24 protein-coding genes and 1 other RNA gene are annotated in these 19,976 nt (G+C 60.4%); 18 read left to right on the plus strand and 7 right to left on the minus strand.

Translation table 11 applies throughout. The annotated features are described in order from the left end of the window. From BLW24_RS05995 to BLW24_RS06015, 5 genes are read right to left on the minus strand one after another with little or no spacing between them, the layout of a single operon-like run. A complete protein-coding gene (locus BLW24_RS05995; protein ID WP_090377937.1) occupies positions 1-1,218 on the minus strand; it encodes a 2-octaprenyl-3-methyl-6-methoxy-1,4-benzoquinol hydroxylase in 1,218 nt (405 codons plus the stop codon). 14 nt (positions 1,219-1,232) lie between these two features. Continuing rightward, entirely contained in the window at positions 1,233-1,715 is a 483-nt protein-coding gene (locus tag BLW24_RS06000; protein ID WP_090377940.1) for a DUF4442 domain-containing protein, read from the minus strand. 3 nt (positions 1,716-1,718) lie between these two features. Continuing rightward, a complete protein-coding gene (gene ubiH / locus BLW24_RS06005; protein ID WP_090377943.1) occupies positions 1,719-2,906 on the minus strand; it encodes a 2-octaprenyl-6-methoxyphenyl hydroxylase in 1,188 nt (395 codons plus the stop codon). 3 nt (positions 2,907-2,909) lie between these two features. Further along, a complete protein-coding gene (gene pepP / locus BLW24_RS06010) occupies positions 2,910-4,244 on the minus strand; it encodes a Xaa-Pro aminopeptidase (protein WP_090377946.1) in 1,335 nt (444 codons plus the stop codon). Positions 4,245-4,293: 49 nt separating this feature from the next. Then, entirely contained in the window at positions 4,294-4,848 is a 555-nt protein-coding gene (locus BLW24_RS06015; RefSeq protein ID WP_090377949.1) for a YecA/YgfB family protein, read from the minus strand. Positions 4,849-5,124: 276 nt separating this feature from the next. On the opposite strand from BLW24_RS06015, the gene BLW24_RS06020 reads away from it, so the two are divergent. The 4 genes from BLW24_RS06020 (at position 5,125) to BLW24_RS06035 (ending at position 6,503) form a co-directional block, all read left to right on the plus strand. After that, complete coding sequence (locus BLW24_RS06020) at positions 5,125-5,331, plus strand: TIGR02449 family protein (protein WP_090254694.1); 207 nt, start codon at positions 5,125-5,127, stop codon at positions 5,329-5,331. Continuing rightward, the gene (locus BLW24_RS06025) at positions 5,331-5,645 is read left to right on the plus strand and encodes a cell division protein ZapA (RefSeq protein WP_090254691.1); all 315 of its coding nucleotides are present in this window, start codon (positions 5,331-5,333) and stop codon (positions 5,643-5,645) included. The genes BLW24_RS06020 and BLW24_RS06025 overlap by 1 nt, the downstream gene beginning before the upstream one ends. A 33-nt stretch (positions 5,646-5,678) precedes the next feature. Beyond that, positions 5,679-5,857: non-coding RNA, 6S RNA (ssrS, locus tag BLW24_RS06030), on the plus strand. 49 nt (positions 5,858-5,906) lie between these two features. Further along, positions 5,907-6,503 carry a 5-formyltetrahydrofolate cyclo-ligase gene (locus BLW24_RS06035; RefSeq protein ID WP_090377952.1) on the plus strand — a complete coding sequence of 199 codons (597 nt, stop codon included), beginning with the start codon at positions 5,907-5,909 and terminating at the stop codon, positions 6,501-6,503. A 48-nt stretch (positions 6,504-6,551) separates the two neighbouring features. Here the strand turns inward: BLW24_RS06035 and BLW24_RS26790 are convergent, their stop codons facing one another. Beyond that, positions 6,552-6,686, minus strand: a complete 135-nt coding sequence (locus tag BLW24_RS26790; RefSeq protein WP_256665141.1) for a hypothetical protein — start codon at positions 6,684-6,686, stop codon at positions 6,552-6,554. A 172-nt stretch (positions 6,687-6,858) separates the two neighbouring features. Here BLW24_RS26790 and BLW24_RS06040 point away from each other — a divergent pair, with 172 nt between their 5' ends. Beyond that, positions 6,859-7,308: an EVE domain-containing protein gene (locus tag BLW24_RS06040; protein WP_090377957.1), complete on the plus strand. Its 450-nt coding sequence runs from the start codon at positions 6,859-6,861 to the stop codon at positions 7,306-7,308. Between the two features lie 28 nt (positions 7,309-7,336). On the opposite strand, the gene BLW24_RS06045 is transcribed toward BLW24_RS06040, so the two are convergent. After that, positions 7,337-7,753 (minus strand): flagellar basal body-associated protein FliL, encoded by a 417-nt coding sequence (locus tag BLW24_RS06045; protein WP_090377959.1) that lies wholly within the window; start codon positions 7,751-7,753, stop codon positions 7,337-7,339. Between the two features lie 157 nt (positions 7,754-7,910). On the opposite strand from BLW24_RS06045, the gene BLW24_RS06050 reads away from it, so the two are divergent. From BLW24_RS06050 to rarD, 13 genes are all read left to right on the plus strand, one after another. Then, positions 7,911-8,888: an NADPH:quinone oxidoreductase family protein gene (locus BLW24_RS06050; RefSeq protein WP_090377961.1), complete on the plus strand. Its 978-nt coding sequence runs from the start codon at positions 7,911-7,913 to the stop codon at positions 8,886-8,888. Positions 8,889-8,983: 95 nt separating this feature from the next. Next, entirely contained in the window at positions 8,984-9,289 is a 306-nt protein-coding gene (locus tag BLW24_RS06055; RefSeq protein ID WP_090377964.1) for an EthD family reductase, read from the plus strand. Positions 9,290-9,474: 185 nt separating this feature from the next. Continuing rightward, the gene (locus BLW24_RS06060; RefSeq protein WP_090377967.1) at positions 9,475-10,098 is read left to right on the plus strand and encodes a TetR/AcrR family transcriptional regulator; all 624 of its coding nucleotides are present in this window, start codon (positions 9,475-9,477) and stop codon (positions 10,096-10,098) included. Positions 10,099-10,350: 252 nt separating this feature from the next. Beyond that, on the plus strand, positions 10,351-11,103 hold the full coding sequence (locus tag BLW24_RS06065) for an AfsA-related hotdog domain-containing protein (RefSeq protein WP_090377970.1): 753 nt from the start codon (positions 10,351-10,353) through the stop codon (positions 11,101-11,103). Further along, positions 11,087-11,773: an HAD family hydrolase gene (locus BLW24_RS06070; RefSeq protein WP_090377973.1), complete on the plus strand. Its 687-nt coding sequence runs from the start codon at positions 11,087-11,089 to the stop codon at positions 11,771-11,773. Before BLW24_RS06065 ends, BLW24_RS06070 begins: the two co-directional genes overlap by 17 nt. A gap of 292 nt (positions 11,774-12,065) precedes the next feature. After that, on the plus strand, positions 12,066-13,070 hold the full coding sequence (locus tag BLW24_RS06075; RefSeq protein WP_090377976.1) for an aldo/keto reductase: 1,005 nt from the start codon (positions 12,066-12,068) through the stop codon (positions 13,068-13,070). A 65-nt stretch (positions 13,071-13,135) separates the two neighbouring features. Continuing rightward, the gene (locus BLW24_RS25535; protein ID WP_139272645.1) at positions 13,136-13,285 is read left to right on the plus strand and encodes an FAD-dependent oxidoreductase; all 150 of its coding nucleotides are present in this window, start codon (positions 13,136-13,138) and stop codon (positions 13,283-13,285) included. 54 nt (positions 13,286-13,339) lie between these two features. Then, a complete protein-coding gene (locus BLW24_RS06080) occupies positions 13,340-14,320 on the plus strand; it encodes an IS5 family transposase (RefSeq protein ID WP_090375326.1) in 981 nt (326 codons plus the stop codon). A 122-nt stretch (positions 14,321-14,442) separates the two neighbouring features. After that, complete coding sequence (locus tag BLW24_RS06085) at positions 14,443-15,903, plus strand: FAD-dependent monooxygenase (RefSeq protein WP_090377979.1); 1,461 nt, start codon at positions 14,443-14,445, stop codon at positions 15,901-15,903. Between the two features lie 11 nt (positions 15,904-15,914). Beyond that, the gene (locus BLW24_RS06090; protein WP_167360331.1) at positions 15,915-17,177 is read left to right on the plus strand and encodes a condensation domain-containing protein; all 1,263 of its coding nucleotides are present in this window, start codon (positions 15,915-15,917) and stop codon (positions 17,175-17,177) included. Then, positions 17,174-17,998 carry an alpha/beta fold hydrolase gene (locus tag BLW24_RS06095; RefSeq protein ID WP_090377985.1) on the plus strand — a complete coding sequence of 275 codons (825 nt, stop codon included), beginning with the start codon at positions 17,174-17,176 and terminating at the stop codon, positions 17,996-17,998. The genes BLW24_RS06090 and BLW24_RS06095 overlap by 4 nt, the downstream gene beginning before the upstream one ends. Then, positions 17,995-18,987 carry a zinc-dependent alcohol dehydrogenase family protein gene (locus BLW24_RS06100; protein ID WP_090377988.1) on the plus strand — a complete coding sequence of 331 codons (993 nt, stop codon included), beginning with the start codon at positions 17,995-17,997 and terminating at the stop codon, positions 18,985-18,987. Before BLW24_RS06095 ends, BLW24_RS06100 begins: the two co-directional genes overlap by 4 nt. Before the next feature lie 11 nt (positions 18,988-18,998). Beyond that, positions 18,999-19,970, plus strand: coding sequence for an EamA family transporter RarD (gene rarD, locus BLW24_RS06105; RefSeq protein WP_090377991.1), 972 nt, complete (start codon positions 18,999-19,001; stop codon positions 19,968-19,970). Positions 19,971-19,976 lie beyond the last annotated feature (6 nt).

Genomic DNA, 19,976 nt, shown 5'->3' on the forward strand with positions numbered 1-19,976 from the left:
TTAAACCCGCGCCAATTCCGGCAAGTCACCGGACAGCCCCAACGCCTGACGGACAAAAAGTGCCTTGGCTTCCGGCAAATCATCCACCCAGTTAAGGCCGCTGTTGCGCAACCAACGCAGCGGTAGCGAATCAGCCTGGAACAGCCGCTCGAAGCCTTCCATCGCCGCCATCATTGCCAGGTTGTGCGGCATGCGCCAGCGCTCGTAACGGCTGAGCACCTTCACATCAGCCAAGCGTTCGCCACGCTGCGTCGCGTGTAGCAACACCTCTGCCAGCACCGCGACATCGAGAAAGCCCAAATTGACCCCCTGCCCGGCTAGCGGATGGATGCTGTGCGCGGCATCGCCGATCAGCGCCAGGCCGTCTTCGACATAACGCTTGGCGTGACGTTGGCGCAACGGGATACACACGCGCGCATCGGCGTGTAGCACCTCGCCCAGGCGATGCTCGAAGGCAAAGCCCAGCGCCCGCCGGAAACCCGCATCATCCAACGCCATCAATCGCTCGGCTTCAGTTGGGGTAACCGACCAGACAATCGAGCACCAATGTTCGCCTGCCGGGCCTGCCAGCGGCAGAAAGGCCAGCGGGCCGTCATCGGTAAAGCGCTGCCAGGCGGTGGCCTGGTGTGGCTTGGCGCAACGCACACTGGTGACGATGACGTGGTGCAGATAATCCCACTCACGGGTGGCGCAGCCGGCCAAGCGCCGTACTGCCGAGTTGGCGCCGTCGGCGGCAATCAGCAGCGGCGCTCGTAACTCACGGCCATCGCTCAGGCTGAGCAGCCAGCCATCACCGGAGCGGCGCAGCTGCTCCAGGCGGGCGCCCGGTAGCAAACCAATCGAGCTGTCGTGCAAGCGTTCAAGCAGGGCGTCCTGCACCACGCGGTTCTCGACGATATGGCCGAGCGACTCGGCATGTACGCTGGCCGCGCTGAAATGAATCTGCCCGGTACCGGAACCATCCCAGACTTGCATCTCGCCATAGGGGCAGGCGCGCCGTGCGGCGATTCCGTCCCACACACCAAGTCGCTCGAGAATACGCTGACTAGCCGCCGACAACGCGCTAACCCGTGGCTCGAATGCGGCCTGCGGATCAAAGGGCTTGACGCTCAGCGGGCCGCCATCGACCAGCAAAATCTCCAACCCCTGATCCTGCAGGGCAAGTGCCAGGGCACTGCCCACCATGCCTGCGCCAACGATGATCAGATCCGCTTGCATCACATATTCCTTGTTCAGGCTGCCTGCCGAGCGCGCGGTTTAAGGCGCACGTAGAGGGTTTTATGCACCCGCGCTACCAAGGTGCCGCTGCCATCGCGCACTTCTACATGCAGCTCGAGCAGGTATTTATCACCATCTGCGGTGTGCTGGCGGATGTCGTTGAGCAACTGCTCATCGATGCTGAAGTCTGCGTACACCGGGCCTTTGCCAGGCGCGATAAAGTCGATGCGCGCGGCCTTGTCCCAGACAATGAAATCACGCCCGAGGTTTTCCATGATCATCAGCATGAAGAACGGGTCGGTCATCGAGTACAGACTGCCGCCGAACTGGGTACCGACATAGTTGCGGTTATACCAGCCGAGGCCCATCTTGACCTGCACCTGACGGAAGTCCGCGCTGATCTGCCGCACCCGCACGCCAGCGCCCAGATAGGGCGGATATAGATTCATCGCCCAGCGCAGCAGCCGCGCCTTGCGCGCCAGTTTGTTTGCCGGCATGGCTCAGGGCTCCGAACGAGTGCCGAGACCCATGGCCTGGCGGGCAAACCAGCGTTTCGCCGGAGGTAATAGATCAAGGCCGAGCAAACCGAGATTGCGCCCGGCCGCCAGCAGCGGCTGGCCGGTACTGAACAGGCGGGTGACCTGGTCGGAGAAACCGACGGTAAGTTGCTGGTCCACCTGCTGGCTGCTCAGATAACGCTGCAGAGTTGCCAGATCGCCCAAAGGCGCGCTGCTCGCCAGCAGGGTTTCAGCCAGCACCAGGGTGTCGCGCAGTGACAGGTTGTAACCCTGCCCAGCAATCGGATGCAGGCTGTGCGCGGCATTGCCGAGCACCACCAGATGCTGGCGCACCTGTTCCTTGGCGGCGGTCAGGGCCAACGGGTAGAGGTACCGCGTACCAACCTGACACAAGCCGCCCAAGCGAAAGCCGAAGGCCTGCTGCAACTCGGCGAGAAACGCCGCATCGCTCAGCGCAAACAGGCGTTCAGCTTCCAGCGTTGCACGGGTCCAGACCAGTGCGCAGCGGTTATCCGCCAGCGGCAGCATGGCCATCGGCCCTTCTTCGGTAAAGCGCTCAAAGGCCAGACCGTTGTGCGCCTCCTGCGGGCTGACGTTGGCGATCAGTGCGCTCTGCCCGTATGGCGTAGTGCTAACGGCAATGCCCAGCTGCTCACGCAAACCGGAGCGGCCACCTTCGGCGAGAATCGCCAGGCTGCACTCAAGCTCGCAGCCATCGTCCAGGGTCAGACGGTAGCCATCGGCCAAGGCCTGCATGCGGGTAACCTGCGCCGGGCTGCGCCAGCTCACCACCTGCTGATCCAGCGCCTGCCACAGGCATTCGCCAAGCCAGGCGTTTTCCACCACATAGCCCAGTGCCGGCACGCCTTCTTCTTCGGAGCTCAGGCGCGCGGCGGCAAAGCGGCCACGGTCGGAAACATGAATCTGTTTGATCGGCTCGGCGCGCTGGCTGATCTGCTGCCACAGGCCGAGACGCTGATAAATCTGCTGCGAACCAAACGACAGCGCAGTGGAGCGAGCGTCATAGCTTGGCTGATAGCCGTTGCCCGGGGTGAATGGCTCGATCAGGCAGATGTGCCAGCCACGCTGTTTGGCTTCGGCCTGCAACGCCACGGCCAAACTCGCGCCGACCAGGCCGCCGCCAATAATCGCAATGTCGACGCGTGGCATGCTCTAGGCCGCCACGCTGCGTGCGGCGGCCATCAGCGCTTCGATCTCGGCGACAGTTTTCGGTACGCCGCTGGTGAGAATCTCGCAGCCGGTTTTGGTCACCACCACGTCGTCCTCGATGCGCACACCGATGCCGCGCCATTTCTTCGCCACATCCTGATTGTCCACGGCGATGTAGATGCCCGGCTCGACGGTCATGGCCATGCCGACTTCCAGCTCGCGCCATTCGCCGCCGACCTTGTACTCGCCGACATCGTGCACATCCATGCCCAGCCAGTGGCCGGCGCGGTGCATATAGAAGGGCTTGTAGGCTTCGCTGGCGATCAGCTCGGCCACATCGCCCTGCAGCAAGCCGAGGTCCACCAGCCCAGCGGTAATCACCTGCACCGTGGCCTCGTGCGCCTGGTTCCAGTGCTTGCCGGGGCCGATCTCCTTGAACGCGGCTTCCTGCGAAGCCAGCACCAGCTCGTAGATGGCTTTCTGCTCAGGGGAGAATTTGCCACTGACCGGGAAGGTGCGGGTGATGTCGCTGGCGTAGCAGTCGATCTCGCAGCCGGCATCGATCAGCACCAGATCGCCGTCTTTCAACTGTGCGTCGTTCTCACGGTAATGCAGGATGCAGGCGTTCTTGCCGGCCGCGACGATGCTGCCGTAGGCCGGCATCTTCGCCCCGCCCTTGCGAAACTCGTAGTCCAGCTCGGCTTCCAGGTGATACTCGAACAAGCCGGCACGGCTGGCCTGCATGGCGCGCACGTGGGCGCGGCAGGAAATATCCGCCGCTTCCTTCATGACTTTGACTTCGGCTGCAGACTTGTACAGGCGCAGGTCGTGCAGCAGGTGTTCGAGGGTGATGAATTCGTTCGGCGGCGTGGCCCCCTGGCGCGCCTTGGAGCGAATCACATTGATCCACTCCATCAGCTGGCGATCGAACTCATGGTTGGTGCCCATGGAGGAATAGACCCGATCACGGCCTTCGATCAACCCCGGCAGAATGTCGTCGATATCACCAATCGGGAACGCGTCATCGGCGCCGTACTGGCTGATCGCGCCATCCTGACCGGCACGCAGGCCGTCCCACAGTTCGCGCAGCGGGTCACGCTCACGGCAGAACAATACGTACTCGCCATGCTCGCGGCCTGGAATCAGCGCAATCACCGCCTCCGGCTCGGGAAAGCCGGAGAGGTACTGGAAGTCGCTGTCCTGACGGTAGATGTGCTCGACATCGCGGTTGCGGATATACACCGGCGCGGCCGGCAGAATCGCGATGCTGTTGGGTTCCATCTGCGCCATCAGCGCCTTGCGCCGACGGGCGTATTCCGACTTGGGGATGCTGATCATGGGCAGATTGAGTCCACTTCTGGTTACCTGAGAACAGGTGACATGAAAATCAATGCAGCGACGGCTTCGCCGCGGCGACCACAGGCTTGGCACACTCGCTGAACAGCAGCAGCGGCGCAACGCGCAGGTACTCCATCACTTCCATATAGTCGTTCTCGCCATCATCGGATTCGTCCAGGGCGTTCTGCACCTGGGCAATCGCCGAGAGGTCCTGCAGCACTTCCATGGCTTCAGCGCTCAGGGCGCTGTCACGGGCAGTCAGACCGAAGCCGCCAAGGAAGCCCTGACACCATTGTCCCAGAGCCACGGCGCGCTCGCTAAGCGGCGCATCGTCGCTGGGCAGCAACAGCACCACAGTGACGTCATTGCTGGACAGCTCGTTCTTGACCATTTCCTGCAGACCGATCAACGCCTGGCGCACGGTGTCTTCCGGTGCCGCGCCGAGCAGCTCGGCGGCATCCACCAGCCAGGAGTCGATATCAAAGCCCGCACCAGCACAGCTGCGACCGAGCAACAGACCATGCAACTCGGCAGGGGAAATGGTATGACCGCTGCTGGCTAGCAGGGCGGCAAACGCGGAGTACGGAGAATTTGAAGTTGGCATAGATAACTAGGCGCAAAGCTGCGCGATCACTAGAATGGAGGCCTTGTATCCTAGCACCGGCAGACGTGCCAAGACTATGCAGGCGGCTCGACGGAGCCCGTCTGCCAGCGCAAAAATTGCCGCACGTGATCCGCGGGTGAAATACATCAACCTCTGGCGTGCTGATCTGCTCCACACTGGCAAACAAGCACCGCGCACCGCCCGACACTGTCGAAGTCGCCTTAAAGACGCTATTTTTCACCTGCCAGCCCACTCACCAAGTACGAGTAGAGAACCATGGAAGACGTCGACCTGCAGGCTCTTACGACCAAGCTGGACTTGCTGATCCAGCGGGTCGAACAGCTCAAGGCGCAAAACCGACAGCTTCTGACGAGCGAAAAGGCCTGGCGCGAAGAACGTGCCCATCTGATTGAAAAGAACGAAATGGCCCGGCACAAGGTCGAATCCATGATTTCGCGCCTCAAAGCCCTGGAGCAGGATTAATGACCCAGTCGAATACCTTGACCGTCCAGATTCTGGACAAAGAATATTGCATCGCCTGCCCGAGCGATGAACGCAGCAACCTGGAAAGCGCTGCGCGCTATCTGGATGGCAAGATGCGGGAGATCCGCTCAAGCGGCAAAGTGATTGGTGCCGACCGCGTTGCCGTGATGGCTGCACTGAACATCACCCACGACCTGCTACACAAACAGCAACACCTTGATCAACAGGCCGGCGCTAACCGCGATCAGGTGCGTAGCCTGCTCAATCGGGTCGACAGCGCTCTGGCTCGGGATGCCGATGAGCAAGGCAGTTGATTGCGTGCCGACGCTTTCGGGTATACTGGCCACCGCTCCCTGGAGTGTGCGCCAGTTGGTGATGTCCCTGAGCCGATTCGCACAACCCCGGAGGTTGCACGTTGAAGCCGGTGTGCATGTCCGCTTGACGGAAAGCCTTAACGCCTCCTGCAACCTCCACCTTGAACTTTCGGGTTCAAGGGCTAAGCCGACAGCGGCACGTCGGGGAGTCATTCTTTCCAGCCGGTTGCCCTTCTGCGGCGACCGATACAGCAACAACCCATGCTCGATACCTCAGTACTAAGCCGCGCGCAATTGCGTCGCCATCTACGCGTACAGCGCCGCGCACTCAGTCGCCACGCCCAACACCAAGCCGCCCAGGGCCTGTATAAACAGCTAGCGCAGCACCCGCTGTTTCGCCGCGCGCGGCACATTGCCCTGTACCTGCCCAATGACGGCGAGATTGACCCAAGGCCTTTACTGCGCACGGCACAGATGCGAGGCAAAGCGGCCTATTTACCGGTGCTCAGCCCCTGGCCGCGCAGCAAGATGGTGTTTCAACGCATCCGTATGGGTGAGCGCTTGCAGAAGAATCGCTTCGGTATTTACGAGCCTCGGCGCAACTGCAAACAGCAACGCAAGGTCTGGACGCTGGATCTCGTCTTGCTGCCGCTGGTCGGCTTTGACCGCCACGGCGCTCGCCTAGGCATGGGCGGCGGATTCTATGACCGCAGCCTGGCGTATCGCGCATTGCGCAAAAATTGGCACAAACCGACGTTACTGGGCTTGGCACATGAGTGTCAGCAGGTCGATCGGCTGACCATGGCCAGCCGGGATGTGCCACTGCAAGGCACAGTGACTGACAAGGCGTGGTATTGAGTCAGCCACTTAAAGGCTGTACCGCACTCCCTGCGGTACGTACCAGGTTCAACCCGCCGCTTGCGACTGGGTGACTGGTGTATCAGCCTGGCGATCCCACAAACTCTGGGTATAACCGGTAGTGACCACACCCAGGCTGAACAGTATTACCAAAATCAACAACACATCGGGTTTACGTTTCATCGAATGCCTCCCCCTTAAAGGCATAGCGCACGCTGTATTCGCGGCAATTATTTTTATAGATCCAACAGCGGCTGCCATCCACACGCGCCGGCTGCAACACTGCAATACGCCGGGCACTACCAGTGTAAATAGCACCTGCCCGCTAACGGACTGAATCACAGGAGCAAAGTTCATGCCTTATTGGCTGATGAAGTCAGAACCCGACGAACTCTCGATTCACGACCTCCAGCGCTTGGATCAGGCACGCTGGGATGGCGTACGCAATTACCAGGCGCGCAACTTCCTGCGCAGCATGCAGCCGGGTGATCTGTTCTTCTTCTATCACTCCAGCTGTCCAGAGCCGGGCATTGCTGGAATCGCCCGTATCGCCTCGGCGCACTACCCCGATCCCACAGCGTTAGAGCCTGGCAGCCATTACTTCGACGCCAAGGCCAGCGCAGACAAGAATCCCTGGAGCGCGGTCGATGTGGCGTTTGTCGAGGCGTTCAAGCGGGTGATCCCGCTGGCACAGCTGAAAGCGCAGGGTGCGCTGCTGGAGTTGCCGCTGGTGCAGAAGGGCAGCCGCCTCTCGGTGATGCCTGTCAGCGCCGAGGAATGGGCAGCCGTACTGGCGCTGCGCTGAAATGGCGCAGTGCCTGCACCATGCCGGCTTATTGAATAATCAGGTTATTGAATAGCAGGTCTTCCACCAGCGGCTTGCCTTCTTCCTGGGTGAGCACTTCCTGCACCTGCTTGAGCGCCTCGGCACGCAAGGTTTCGCGAGCGCCCGGAGCCGACATGGCCTCTTCGGTCTGCTGGGAGAACAACATAACCAGTTGATTGCGAATCAGCGGATCATGGTGCTTGACCTTAGCCTCGACATCCGCGCCAGTTACCCGCAGGGATATATCGGCCTTGAAGAACTTCAGCTTCGGCCCCTCACCAAAATTCCCTACCAGCGCAGGAAACAGAGAGACATAAGCCACCACCGGAGCGGCCCCTTCCCCCTCCTTAGCCTCTTTATCTTCCGAGGCGTACGCCGCCAAGGGCAGGGACAGAGCCAACAACAATGCGATCCAGGCTTTCACAGGCGGTATTCCTCAAGAGTTCAGCCCCTAGCATAGCCACAGTCAGGCGACGGCCCAAGCCCCAAGCTTATGCATAGCCATCAGGCACAGGCATGCTCGTTGACCGGTCACCACCCGCACCTACACTGCATGGCCATCAACCGCAGAGGAAAGCCCGATGAAAGCCATGCTGTGCAAAGCCTTCGGACCCGCCGAAACCCTGGTACTGGAAGAAATCGCCAGCCCCGAAGCGAAGAAGAATGAAGTACTGCTTCAAGTTCATGCGGCCGGGGTCAACTTCCCCGACACCCCGATCATCGAGGGCAAATACCAGTTCAAGCCGCCCTTCCCCTTCTCTCCGGGTGGCGAAGCGGCTGGCGTGGTCACCGCTGTCGGTGAGAAAGTCAGCCACCTTAAAGTCGGCGATCGGGTGATGGCCCTGACCGGCTGGGGCAGCTTTGCCGAAGAAGTGGCAGTGCCTGGCTACAACGTCATGCCGATCCCGGCGAGCATGGATTTCGCCAGCGCCGCCGCATTCGGCATGACCTACGGCACCTCGATGCACGCCCTCAAGCAGCGCGCCAACCTGCAACCAGGTGAAACCCTGCTGGTACTCGGCGCCTCCGGCGGTGTCGGCCTGGCCGCGGTGGAAATCGGCAAGGCCATGGGCGCCAAGGTGATTGCCGCCGCCAGCAGCGCGGAAAAGCTTGAAGTGGCCAAAGCTGCCGGTGCGGATGAACTGATCAACTACAGCGAAAGCAATCTGAAGGACGAAGTGAAACGTCTGACCGGCGGCCAGGGCGCGGACGTGATCTATGACCCGGTGGGTGGTGATCTGTTCGATGCCGCAATCCGCAGCATCGCCTGGAACGGCCGCCTGCTGGTGGTGGGCTTTGCCAGCGGGCGCATTCCCGAGCTGCCGGTCAACCTCACCCTGCTCAAGGGCGCGGCCGTGGTCGGGGTATTCTGGGGTTCCTTCGCCCAGCGCCAGCCGCAGGACAACGCCGCCAACTTCCAGCAACTGTTTGCCTGGCACGCCGAAGGCAAGCTCAAGCCGCTGGTGTCGCACACCTTCCCGCTGGAGCAGGCGGCAGAGGCGATCAACACCCTAGGTCAGCGCAAGGCGGTCGGCAAGGTAGTGGTGCTGATGCGATAGCCAACCCAGTCATTTCGCCAGCTGCCCATTCGGACACTGGCGAATCTTTTCAAATTTTCTTCACACTCCTGCATCCTCTCTTCTAGGTGCCTACCATGTACTGCGTTACTGTGCTCTATCCGAATCAGCCAGGTGCTCGTTTTGACTTCACCTACTATCGCGAACGCCATATCCCCATGATGCTTGAGTTGCTCGGCAACAACGTACTCAGCACCCAGGTACGTCGCGGCATCCAGGCAATTGATGGCTCAAGCGCGCCTTATCTATGCCTGCTCAATACCCATATCCGCTCCCCGGAACAGTTTGCCCAGGTGATGGCCGAACATAGCCCACGGGTACTCGGCGACATCCCCAATTACACCAACCTACAACCTATTATCCAGATCGACGAAATCCTCTGAGTGAAGCATGGCGTGCCCGCACGCCATGCCGAAAGCCCGCCAGCCCACAGCCCAGCCCCGCGGATGCTCAAGCGCGATGCTGCGCCACTCGACTTTGCCCGCCCACATCAAACTACCTGCAGAACAACCAGCGCAGCGGGGCCCAAGCGCCGTGGCCTTGACGAGCCATATCCGTGGTTTAAATAATGACCGCTATGAAAAAAACCAACGAAAAAAGCAGGCGTGGCCGCCCCCTTAGCTTCAACCGCGAACAGGCGCTGCACACTGCATTGCAGCTGTTCTGGCAACAAGGTTACGAAGGGACGTCGATCGCCGATCTGGTGGCTGCCATGGGTATTGCACCACCGAGCCTGTACACCGCCTTCGGCTCCAAGGAACAGCTCTATCTCGAAGTCATCGACCTTTATCTAAAGGGGCCAGGCAACTTCATCAACCATGCCCTTGAGCAGTCACCCGATGCGCAAAGCTTTACCCGGCAGATCCTCAGCAATGCCGCGCATGAATTCACCGCGCATAACCACCCACCTGGCTGCATCGTTTCCACCGGCCTGGTGGCGAGTGCCACCTTGCACCATCGTATGGCGCACAACATGCGCGAACTGCGCAGCGCCACCCTGGGCCTGATCAGCAAACGCTTCGAAGAAGCCAAAGACAATGGCGAACTCCCAGCGCATATCAACTGCCAGACGCTGGCGCGTTTCTTCGGTGCAGTGATCCAAGGTATGTCGATCCAGGCCCGTGACGGCGCTCTAGCCAGCGAACTGCTGGCCATGGCCGACCAGGCCATGGCTAGCTGGCCGCAGACCTGACCAACCCCTCTCTCCCGCGTACACCCGAGTCGCTGATATGCGCTGATATGCGCTGATATGCGCTGAAATATACAGCGACCGATTGGGACACTTACTTTAGCGATCACCAGCCAATGCCTTGCAGCTCCCGCTAGTGCCGTGCGCGCCTAGCGCTTGCCCACAGAGGCGAGCCGATCCGCACGGTTTCTTGACTGCCGCTTTAAACCATCCGGCACCAATGCTTTTCAAGTCATCAGCTAAAGGGAATCCGCCATGTCTGTGGAAAGAATTTTTATCGTGGGCGACAAGTTTGCACAGTTCGCCGAAAACGCCCATGTAATGGCAGCTAGTAAACTAGAGGCCATCCTCGATGGCGACCTGCTGCACCAACACAACCTGCGCTTCCAATTGGGCCAGGGTGTCTCCGAAGAGCTAGTTGCCCGCCTCCTGGAGAAGGCCGCTAGCTTAAAGAAACCCTGGCTCACTGACTTTTCCAAACTGCTCAAGGCTGGCCGCCAACACGCGCATAAGCATCAACAACACAATTCGATGATCAGCATGCCGCCTCGCCTGAGCCACGACAGCTTCGAGGTGGATGTGCTACTCGATGATCGCTGCGCCGAGATGAGCGACCACATGACCGGCCAACACATCCAGGGCATGGTGCTTACCGAAGCGGCGCGGCAGACCTTCCTGGCCGTCAGCGAAGAGTTCTACCTGCACAACGAGCCCCATAGCAGCTATTTCGTAATTAACAACATGGATGTCGAGTACCTGCGCTTCGTCTTCCCCCTGCCTATGACCATTCTGTATCAGGTGCTCGATCACAAGATTAGCGAGCGCAGCCGCTCACAGCGCTTTGAGGTGCGCATGTCAGTAATCCAGGCGCAACAAATTTGCTGCGTAGTGAAAACCAAGTTCTCTACCTACCCCGACGCCTTGATCGCGGAAAAGGAAGCCGGCCTGGCCAAGCAGGCAATTCTCAGCGAACTGAACCCGGAGATCGTCCATGAAAAAAGCGCCTGACAACGCCGGTAACTGGTCAGCGTTCTTCGATGTGGACGGCACCCTGATCAGCATCAAGAGTATGTTCAGCTTCCTCGATTACCTGATCGAAGCGCTGCTCATCACCGACTCGCCACGGGTCAAGGAGTATCAAACAGCGCTGCGCCAGATGATCGCCAATGAGCAGCCGCGCGAGGCAATCAACAGTTTCTACTACAGCATTTACGAAGGCCTCGATGTTGAGCGGGTACGCGAACTGGGACGTGACTGGTATGCCCAGGTCAGTCGCGATAACAGCCTGTTCTTCGCCCGCATGCGTGAAGAAATTAGCTGGCACCAGCGTCAGGGGGCCAGCATCGTACTGGTCTCTGGCTCCTTTGCGGCGATTCTCGAGCCCTTGGCCGAGGAGCTCGGCGCGGACTTTCTGATTACCGCGCCGCTGGAGATTCTCAACGGCCGTTATACCGGGCACCTGACCGGCCACCCGAGCATCGGTCAGGGCAAGGCTGACGGCGTGCAGGCGTTTATCCGCGAACACCAGTTGCTGGCGCAGCGCTGCTATGCCTACGGCGACGATATTTCCGATATTCCGATGCTCGAACAGGTCGGTTATCCGGTCATGGTCAACCCCGACGCCAATAGCCGCAGTCTCTGCCAGCAGCGCAACTGGAACATTATCGAGGCGGCCTAACCGCGCCCAGTCTCTTGCCCCTCTTGAAGGGGGCATTGCCTCACTTATTTTTCTGCCAAGCAATGCAGCAGGTCAGCGCTGCTTGCGGCCGTGCCATTGGCGGCCCGCACACCATGCCCAGGAACTCCCGACACGTAGCGGCGCGTAGCCGAAGGCTGTGGCTTTTCAAGCCGAGGTGAAACCGACCTGTCCGTTCGAACAGTGATGCCCGCGCAGCCGGCTGAGTAACGTGCAGCCTCAATCATTGGCCGCAGATAGCGCGGCTTGTATCCACCGTTTTTTGGAGAGCGACATGAACAGAACCCTGGCGAACAAAAGCGTCCCGGCAGTAGGCTTGGGCTGCATGGGTATGAGCGAGTTCTATGGCGAGACCGACGACGCGCAATCCTTGGAAACCCTGCATGCCGCATTCGACCTCGGCTACCGCCACTTCGACACGTCGGACATGTACGGCCGCGGCCACAACGAGGAGCTGCTGGGCAAATTTGTCAGCGAACTCGGCAGCCGTCGCGACGAGATCCTTCTGGCCAGCAAATTTGGCATCTACCGCGACCCTGCCGACAAGTACAACCTGCTGATCGACGGCTCCCGTGACTACGTCAAGAAAGCCTGCGAAGCCTCGCTGCAGCGCCTGAAAACCGACTGCATTGATCTGTATTACGTGCACCGCCGTGATCCAAACACTCCAATCGAGGAAACCATCGAAGCCCTTGCAGAGCTGGTACAAGAGGGCAAGATCAAGGCCATCGGTCTCTCCGAAGTGTCCCTGGAGACCCTGCGTAAAGCCCACGCGGTACACCCGATCGCCGCCCTGCAGAGCGAGTACTCGCTATGGAGCCGCGATCTCGAAGAGCACACCCTGCCAGCCCTCGAAGAGCTGGATATTGCGCTGGTCGCTTATAGCCCGCTGGGGCGTGGCTTCCTCACCGGCGCCATCACCAAGCAGCACATCGAACAGGCCAGCGCCGAGAGCGACTTCCGCGCCAAGCTGCCGCGCTTCCAGGGCGACAACCTAGACAGCAACCTGCAACTGGTCAAAGCCCTGGAACAGCTCAGCAGTCAACTGGATTGCACCCCGGCGCAACTGGCTCTGGCCTGGTTGCTGGGGCAGTACGAGAACCTGCATGTAATTCCCGGCACCAAGCGCATCAAGTACCTGGCCGGCAACTTCGCGGCCCAGGAGCTGGAGCTGGAGCTGGACGTTGCCGCCTCGGCCATGCTCGGCCAGATCTTTGCGCCTCAGGCGATCGCCGGCAAACGCTACCCGGACGCCATCCTCAAAGGCACCAACATCTGAGTCACAGGGAGTCCGCGGCTCAGTTCGAGCCGCCGGCCACCTATTGGCAATGAGGAATAGCGCAGATGAAACCGCACGTACTGATAGTCGGTGGCGGCCCCACCGGCATGACCCTGGCCTTGCAACTGCAACGCTTCGGCATCGGCATCGGCTTTCGCCTTATCGAGAAACGCCCAAAGCAAGCTTCCGGCTCCAAGGCCCTAAGGATGGTCTGAAAAAGACTTCCTGATTTTGGCAAAATATCCGCACTCCACCCGCCGAGTTTTCCGATGAAGCAGATGACCTTCGCCGACGCCGAGTACGCCGGCAAGCGCAAGCAGACCCGCAAAGAATTGTTCCTGATCGAGATGGATCGGGTAGTGCCGTGGAAAGGGTTGATCGCTTTGATCGAGCCGCATTATCCAAAGGGTGAAGGCGGCCGACCGTCCTATCCGCTGATGGCGATGCTGCGAGTGCATCTGATGCAAAACTGGTTCGGTTACAGCGATCCGGCGATGGAAGAGGCGCTGTACGAGACCACCATCCTACGCCAGTTTGCCGGGCTGACTCTGGAGCGCATTCCTGACGAAACCACCATCCTCAACTTCCGCCGCTTGCTGGAAAAACACGAACTGGCTGCCGGCATCCTGGCCGTGATCAATGGCTACCTGGGTGACCGTGGTTTGTCGCTGCGCCAAGGCACCATCGTCGATGCCACGCTGATCAACGCGCCGAGTTCAACCAAGAACAAGAACGGTAAGCGTGACCCTGAGATGCACTCAACCAAGAAAGGCAATCAGTATTACTTCGGCATGAAGGCGCACATCGGGGTGGATGACGAGTCTGGCTTGGTGCACAGCGTGGTGGGTACTGCCGCCAACGTGGCGGATGTCACCCAGGTCGATAAGCTGCTGCACGGCGAGGAAAACATGGTGGGGGCCGATGCCGGATATACCGGTGTCGAGAAGCGCCCCGAGCATGAGGGCCGTCAAGTGATCTGGCAGGTTGCAGCACGGCGTAGCACTTACAAGAAACTCGGTAAGCGCAGCGCGCTGTACAAAGCCAAGCGCAAAATCGAGAAGGCCAAGGCCCAAGTGCGAGCCAAGGTCGAGCATCCGTTTCGGGTGATCAAGCGTCAGTTCGGTTATGTGAAGACGCGCTTCCGTGGCCTGGTCAAAAACACGGCGCAACTGGTGACTTTATTCGCGCTGTCAAATCTGTGGATGGCGCGCCGACATTTACTGACGAATGCAGGAGAGGTGCGCCCGTAATGCTGGAAATGGCTGCCGCGAGGTGCTCGCGGCGGCTAAAAACACAGAAATGAGCCGGTAATCTGATCGTTTTTGATCGATTTATCACTTTCGAAATCAGCAGAGGCTGACGTCAGCCAGAAATGCATGGCTACTTCAGAGGATCCCTAAGCATCAACCCGGCCTCGCTGAACCTGCTCGACGACCTGGGCGTCGCCGACAGCCTGATCGAAATGGGCCATAAAACTGAAGTGATCAACCTGGTATATGACAACCAGACGCTGATGCGCGCCCGTTTCGCCAGCCTACCCAGCAAGTTTCCATTCTTTCTGATGCTGCCGCAGCCAGAAACCGAAGCGGTGTTGGAACAGCGCCTAAGTCACCTGGGCCATGAGATCGAGCGCGAATGCGAACTGATCGGCCTGCGCCAGTTCGATGGCCATGTAGAGGCCGAGTTGCGTACCAGCAAAGGCCTTGAGCGCCAGCGCTTCGACTATGTCGTGGGCTGTGATGGTGGCCTGAGCAAGGTGCGTAGCGAGCTAGGGCTGGACTTCAGCGGTTATGACTACAACATGCATTTCATCCTCGCCGACCTGCGCATCCAGTGGCAGGGCGCCAAGGAACAAGGCTTCTACTTTATTCGCGACGATGGTTTCCTGATTTTGCTGCCGCTCAAGGACGGCTTTCACCGGATCGTTATCAAGGTCAACGAACAATGTCCGCCAGGCTACAAGCCGAGCCTGGAAGAAATCCGTGGCTATATCGAGCGCTACGAGATTTCCGGTTTACAGGTCAGCGACCCCATCTGGTTGTCCAGCGCGCCATTCTACAACCGTTCGGCGAGCACCATTCGCCGGGGACGGGTATTTCTCGCCGGGGACGCTGCCCATCTGTTCAGCCCGATCGGCGGTTTTGGCATGAACTCCGGCATCGCCGATGCCTTCAACCTCGGCTGGAAACTCGGCTACAGCCTCAACGGCCTGAGCAACGACCATCTGCTGCAGTCTTACGCCGACGAGCGCGAGCAAACCACCCGCACGCTGCTGGCCAAGACCGACAAGTCCACCTCGTTGATCGCCCGCCTCCACCGTCACCTGCCGGCCGAAGAGCAAGCCTACCTGCCGCGCTTGTGCAACCGCGGATTCATCCGCCGTTTCCCCCTGGAAACCGCCGGTTTGACCTTGCGCTACGGCACCCCGCTGCATGAGTTGCAGGCCGGTTGCCAGTTGCCCTACGTGGCTACCCTGGCGCAGCTACCGCAAGCACTTGGCCAGGCCAAGCACAGCCTACTGATGGTGCCGTCGAGTGAGACCAACCCTGCGGCAGTCAAACGCTTGCTCGTCCTGCTCGAGCCCTTGCGCGCGCACTTACGCATTCACTGGCTGGGCGAGCATAGCCAGGGCCTGCCCGCCGCCAACCACTTAGCCGACCCGCAGCAGCGGCTGCGCCAAACCTGGCAGTTGGGTGAGGGCGAGTTTCTGCTGGTGCGCCCCGATCTGTTTATCGATTGCCGAGGCCGTCTGGATGATCCATCCAGCCTCGCCAATTTGATTGAACGCTTTTATCTGCATGACCTTGTCACTGCCGAGCAGTTGGCCGGATGAAGGATGCCGTGATGTTAAAGAACCAGGGCCGGCCACTCGGCCAGATCGAAACCAATATGGCCTTGATGCATGAGCTCAACGGCAGCACGCAAACCGCCAGCCTATTGAGCTTTGCCGGCCCGCTATCGGCATCCACCCTGCTGCACGCAGCGGAAAAGTTACATTGGCGCCATCCACTGTTGCACAGTCGCATCGTCGAGCGGGCGGGTGCCTTGCACTTTAAGTGCGATGTGAGTTTTGCGCAGATCAAGGTGCATAACCACCCATTGCTTTCCGGGCAAACACCAGCGCAGATGTTGCAGCATCAGCTCGACAGCGTGCTCGATCCCCAGCGTCAGTTGTGGCGCGTGTTGCTGCTATCAACCGCAGATCGCAGCCAGCACCATCTGCTGTTGACCTGTCATCACGCGATCGCCGATGCCATCAGCCTCACACAATTGCTTGGCGAGCTGCTTAGCCTGTGCGAAAGCCAACAGATCGGCGGCCCCTCCCAGGTTCAGCAAGCCCCACTGGCCGCAGCCCTGGAAACCTACCTGACTCCGGAAACAGCGCCCCAGCCGCTCTGCGAAAACCCAGCGCCCGTACGTTTCTTGCAAAGCATGCCGTTGGCGCGGCGACGCACCGGAATACGCCGCTTGCTGCTCGACAGCAAGATCAGCAGCAAGCTGAAGCACCTGGCCAAAGCCCAGGGTTTGACGCTCAATTCACTGCTGGCAGCCGCCTTGCTCAAGGCCTCAGGCGAGTTGGCACTGGGCTCCCAGATCCGTATCAGCACCGCAGTGTCGTTGCGCCAGCGTGCGGCTACACCAATCGATAAGAGTGCTATTGGCTGCTTTATCGGCGTGGCCAACCACTGCCTGCCGGTGACCGCACGCAGCCTTGGCAGCATCGCCATCGATTACCAGCGTCAGCTCCAGGCCAGTCTGCCGCACCTAGTCAAGTGCCTGCCAGCGCAGGAGCTCGACAGCATGCGCACGCGCATCCACTCGCTACGCTCGCACCAAAGTTTCGTTCATGGCATCGCGTTGACCAACCACGGCGTCATCGAATTTCCCCAATACCGGCATTTCAAACTACTCGATTACGCCAACGCGGCCTCGCGGGTAGCCGGCAATTTCGCCGTGGCTTTGCACGTCACCGGATTCGCCACCGCGCTATCGCTGTGCTTCACCTTCCCGGATCCCCTGATGGACGAGACGCGTATCCGGCAGCTCCAGAACAAGTTGCACCAGGCCTTGCTCGACTTCATATCAGCCTCAGAGGTGGATCAATGAACGCCCTACATATCCAGTTAGCCAACGGCCCTGTGCACTGTTTCGACAGCCAAGGCTCGGGCATCACGGTCCTGCTGCTGCATGGCAACTCATCAGCCGCAGAGGCTTTCGGCGCTCAGTTCGCCGCACTCGGCAGGCGCCACCGCCTACTGGCCCTGGACTTACCCGGCCATGGACAGTCGGCGGCGGCAACGCCCGAGCACTACAGCTTCGCCGGCTATGCCGATGCCTTGGTGCAGGCTATCGAAAACCTGCAGCTAGAGGATTACCTGATAGTCGGCCATAGCCTGGGCGGCCATGCTGCACTCGAAGCGCTGCCGCGCTTACCCGGCTTGCGCGGGCTTTGCCTGATCGGCGCACCGCCGTTCAACTCTGGCAATGCCGGCCAGCTGTTCTGCACCGAACCCACCGGCGGCCTAGTGTTCCAGGCCGAACTGGACGATCAGCAGGTCACCCGTTTAGCCAACGCCTTTGTCAACCCGGAACACCTGGAGCAAAGGCAGCTCGCTAGCCTGGCAAGTTATATCCGCGCCACCGACCCGCAGGTTCGTGCCGCCCTGGGTGCAAGCCTGAGCAGCGGAGCCTTCGCCGACGAGGTGGCGTTGCTGGCTGCCAGCGGCGTACCAACGCTGCTGGTGCAAGGCACTGCCGACGCGTTTATCGACGCTCGGGCCTGCACGCAAGCCGCCGTCTTCGCCCCGGCCAAGCTGTCGGTGGTGCTGTTCGACGATTGCGGTCACTGCCCACATCTGGAAGACCCCGCCCGGTTCAACGACCTGCTGGACACCTTCATCACCCACACCTGTGAGAACACGCTATGAAAGCTTTTGTGATCAATGCCTTCGGACCCGCCGACGTCTTCGAAGAAGTCGAAATGCCAACGCCCCAGGCCGCTGCTGGCCAGTTGCTGATCCAGGTTGCGGCAACTGCCATCAATCCGTTGGACTATAAACTGCGGCGCGGCGACATCCCCGCCTTCACCCATGATTTCCCGGCGATTCTGCATGGCGACTTCGCTGGCACCGTCAGCGCCGTAGGTACGGGTGTGCAGGGGTTTGCCGTGGGCGATGCGGTTTATGGTTGCGCCGGTGGGGTACGCGGCCGACAAGGTGCGCTGGCCGACTATATGCTCGCCGATGCCGCCCTGGTGGCGCATAAGCCGCAGAACCTGAGCATGGCCGAGGCCGCGGCAATGCCATTGGTGCTGCTCACCGCCTGGGAAGGCTTGATCGACACAGCGGCGATCAAACCAGGTGATCGCGTCCTGGTACACGGTGGCACTGGCGGGGTCGGCCATATCGCCGCGCAGTTGGCAAAATGGCAGGGTGCAAAGGTCTACACCACGGTCGGCACGGCAGAAAAAGCCGAGCTGTCGCGTGAATACGGTGCCGACCAGGTCATCAACTACCGCGAGCAGGACGTCGCCAGCTACGTCGAGCGTTGCACCGATTGTGTCGGCTTCGATGTGGTGGTCGATACCGTTGGCGGCGAGACCTTCGAACAGAGCCTACTGGCGACCCGCGTAGGCGGCTGCATCATTACAGTGCTGGCCATGGGCAAGCTGGATATGACTGTCGCCTGGGCGCGCAAGCAGACCGTGCATTGCGTCAACATGACCTGGCCGATGGCTACCAGCGTCGGCATGGAGCATCACGGCTTTATCCTGCGCGAAGGTGCCAAGCTGGCCGAAAGTGGCAAGCTACGTCCGCTGCTCGACAGCCAGCGTTTCAGTTTCAGCGAAGTCGCCGCCGCCCACGTCTATGCCGAATCCGGCCAGGCGCTGGGCAAGGTCAGCCTGACCCGCGACTGAGTGAGCCGAGCATGCCCAGAACCCCCTTCGCCGCCCCCTTATGCCCACGACAGGCATTGCTGCTGAATATCAGTGCCTTTGCCCTCTGGGCCTCGGCCACCCTGCTGTTCAAGCTGCTCACGCACTTGCCAGTATGGGAGGTATTTGCCTACCGGGTAATCGGCTCGCTGGGCTGGTGCATGCTCTTTCTCGCCCTCAGCGGCGTACTGGGCCAGGCCTGGCAGATCCTGCGTTCGCCCCGTCAGTTGGGCCTGTTGCTGCTCAGTAGCGGCTTGATCGCCTGCAATTGGTTTCTGGTGATCTGGGCCGTAGCCAACGATCGCCTGCTCGACGCCAGCCTCGGTTACTACCTATCGCCGCTGCTCAGTGTGTTGCTGGCCCATTGGCTGTTTCGCGAAGCCAGCGGCCGCCGCGAGTGGCTCGCCAGCGCCCTGTGCCTGGCCGGGGTGATGCTGATAATGGCGGGTGAACAGAACCTGCAGATTCCCTGGATCGGCCTGACCATCGCCGCCACTTTCGCGCTCTACAGCGCGGTAAAGAAACGCTCGACTGTGTCGCCGCTGCTTGGCCTGGGGCTGGGGCTGGGGCTGGGGCTGGGGCTGGGGCTGGAGACCACGCTGGCCGCCATCCCCGCCAGCGCCTTGCTGCTTTATAGCAGCTTCAATGCCGGCGCTGTGGTCAGCTATAGCCGCTTGGATTGGGTACTGCTGCTTGTCCTCGGACTGATAACCACCTTGCCCATGTGGCTGTATATCGCCTCGGCAAAAGTCCTGTCACTGACCACGCTGGGCTTCCTTCAATACCTCAACCCGACCCTGATGTTTCTACTCGCCGTACTGCTCTTCGGCGAAACCGTCAGCACACTCAAACTGACAGGATTCAGCCTGATTTGGTGTGCCCTACTCGGCCTGTTGTTGAGCAGAGCCCTGAGCACTTGGCAGCACAAGCCGCAAGCTCTGCCACAAACCACCCGTGCTGTCTGACTCGCC

It is taken from the genome of Pseudomonas anguilliseptica, from assembly GCF_900105355.1.
GTDB lineage: Bacteria > Pseudomonadota > Gammaproteobacteria > Pseudomonadales > Pseudomonadaceae > Aquipseudomonas > Aquipseudomonas anguilliseptica.

Coding starts and splice junctions, on each gene's coding strand:
- pepP (WP_090377946.1), bottom strand. CDS start 4,244: ATGATCAGCATCCCCAAGTCGGAATACGCCCGTCGGCGCAAGGCGCTG.
- rarD (WP_090377991.1), top strand. CDS start 18,999: ATGCCCAGAACCCCCTTCGCCGCCCCCTTATGCCCACGACAGGCATTG.
- BLW24_RS06025 (WP_090254691.1), top strand. CDS start 5,331: ATGACCCAGTCGAATACCTTGACCGTCCAGATTCTGGACAAAGAATAT.
- BLW24_RS06000 (WP_090377940.1), bottom strand. CDS start 1,715: ATGCCGGCAAACAAACTGGCGCGCAAGGCGCGGCTGCTGCGCTGGGCG.
- BLW24_RS06070 (WP_090377973.1), top strand. CDS start 11,087: ATGAAAAAAGCGCCTGACAACGCCGGTAACTGGTCAGCGTTCTTCGAT.
- BLW24_RS05995 (WP_090377937.1), bottom strand. CDS start 1,218: ATGCAAGCGGATCTGATCATCGTTGGCGCAGGCATGGTGGGCAGTGCC.
- BLW24_RS06015 (WP_090377949.1), bottom strand. CDS start 4,848: ATGCCAACTTCAAATTCTCCGTACTCCGCGTTTGCCGCCCTGCTAGCC.
- BLW24_RS06035 (WP_090377952.1), top strand. CDS start 5,907: ATGCTCGATACCTCAGTACTAAGCCGCGCGCAATTGCGTCGCCATCTA.
- BLW24_RS06080 (WP_090375326.1), top strand. CDS start 13,340: ATGAAGCAGATGACCTTCGCCGACGCCGAGTACGCCGGCAAGCGCAAG.
- BLW24_RS06060 (WP_090377967.1), top strand. CDS start 9,475: ATGACCGCTATGAAAAAAACCAACGAAAAAAGCAGGCGTGGCCGCCCC.
- BLW24_RS26790 (WP_256665141.1), bottom strand. CDS start 6,686: ATGAAACGTAAACCCGATGTGTTGTTGATTTTGGTAATACTGTTCAGC.
- BLW24_RS06075 (WP_090377976.1), top strand. CDS start 12,066: ATGAACAGAACCCTGGCGAACAAAAGCGTCCCGGCAGTAGGCTTGGGC.
- BLW24_RS06040 (WP_090377957.1), top strand. CDS start 6,859: ATGCCTTATTGGCTGATGAAGTCAGAACCCGACGAACTCTCGATTCAC.
- BLW24_RS06100 (WP_090377988.1), top strand. CDS start 17,995: ATGAAAGCTTTTGTGATCAATGCCTTCGGACCCGCCGACGTCTTCGAA.
- BLW24_RS06065 (WP_090377970.1), top strand. CDS start 10,351: ATGTCTGTGGAAAGAATTTTTATCGTGGGCGACAAGTTTGCACAGTTC.
- BLW24_RS06050 (WP_090377961.1), top strand. CDS start 7,911: ATGAAAGCCATGCTGTGCAAAGCCTTCGGACCCGCCGAAACCCTGGTA.
- BLW24_RS06095 (WP_090377985.1), top strand. CDS start 17,174: ATGAACGCCCTACATATCCAGTTAGCCAACGGCCCTGTGCACTGTTTC.
- BLW24_RS06020 (WP_090254694.1), top strand. CDS start 5,125: ATGGAAGACGTCGACCTGCAGGCTCTTACGACCAAGCTGGACTTGCTG.
- BLW24_RS06055 (WP_090377964.1), top strand. CDS start 8,984: ATGTACTGCGTTACTGTGCTCTATCCGAATCAGCCAGGTGCTCGTTTT.
- BLW24_RS25535 (WP_139272645.1), top strand. CDS start 13,136: ATGAAACCGCACGTACTGATAGTCGGTGGCGGCCCCACCGGCATGACC.
- ubiH (WP_090377943.1), bottom strand. CDS start 2,906: ATGCCACGCGTCGACATTGCGATTATTGGCGGCGGCCTGGTCGGCGCG.
- BLW24_RS06090 (WP_167360331.1), top strand. CDS start 15,915: ATGTTAAAGAACCAGGGCCGGCCACTCGGCCAGATCGAAACCAATATG.
- BLW24_RS06085 (WP_090377979.1), top strand. CDS start 14,443: ATGCATGGCTACTTCAGAGGATCCCTAAGCATCAACCCGGCCTCGCTG.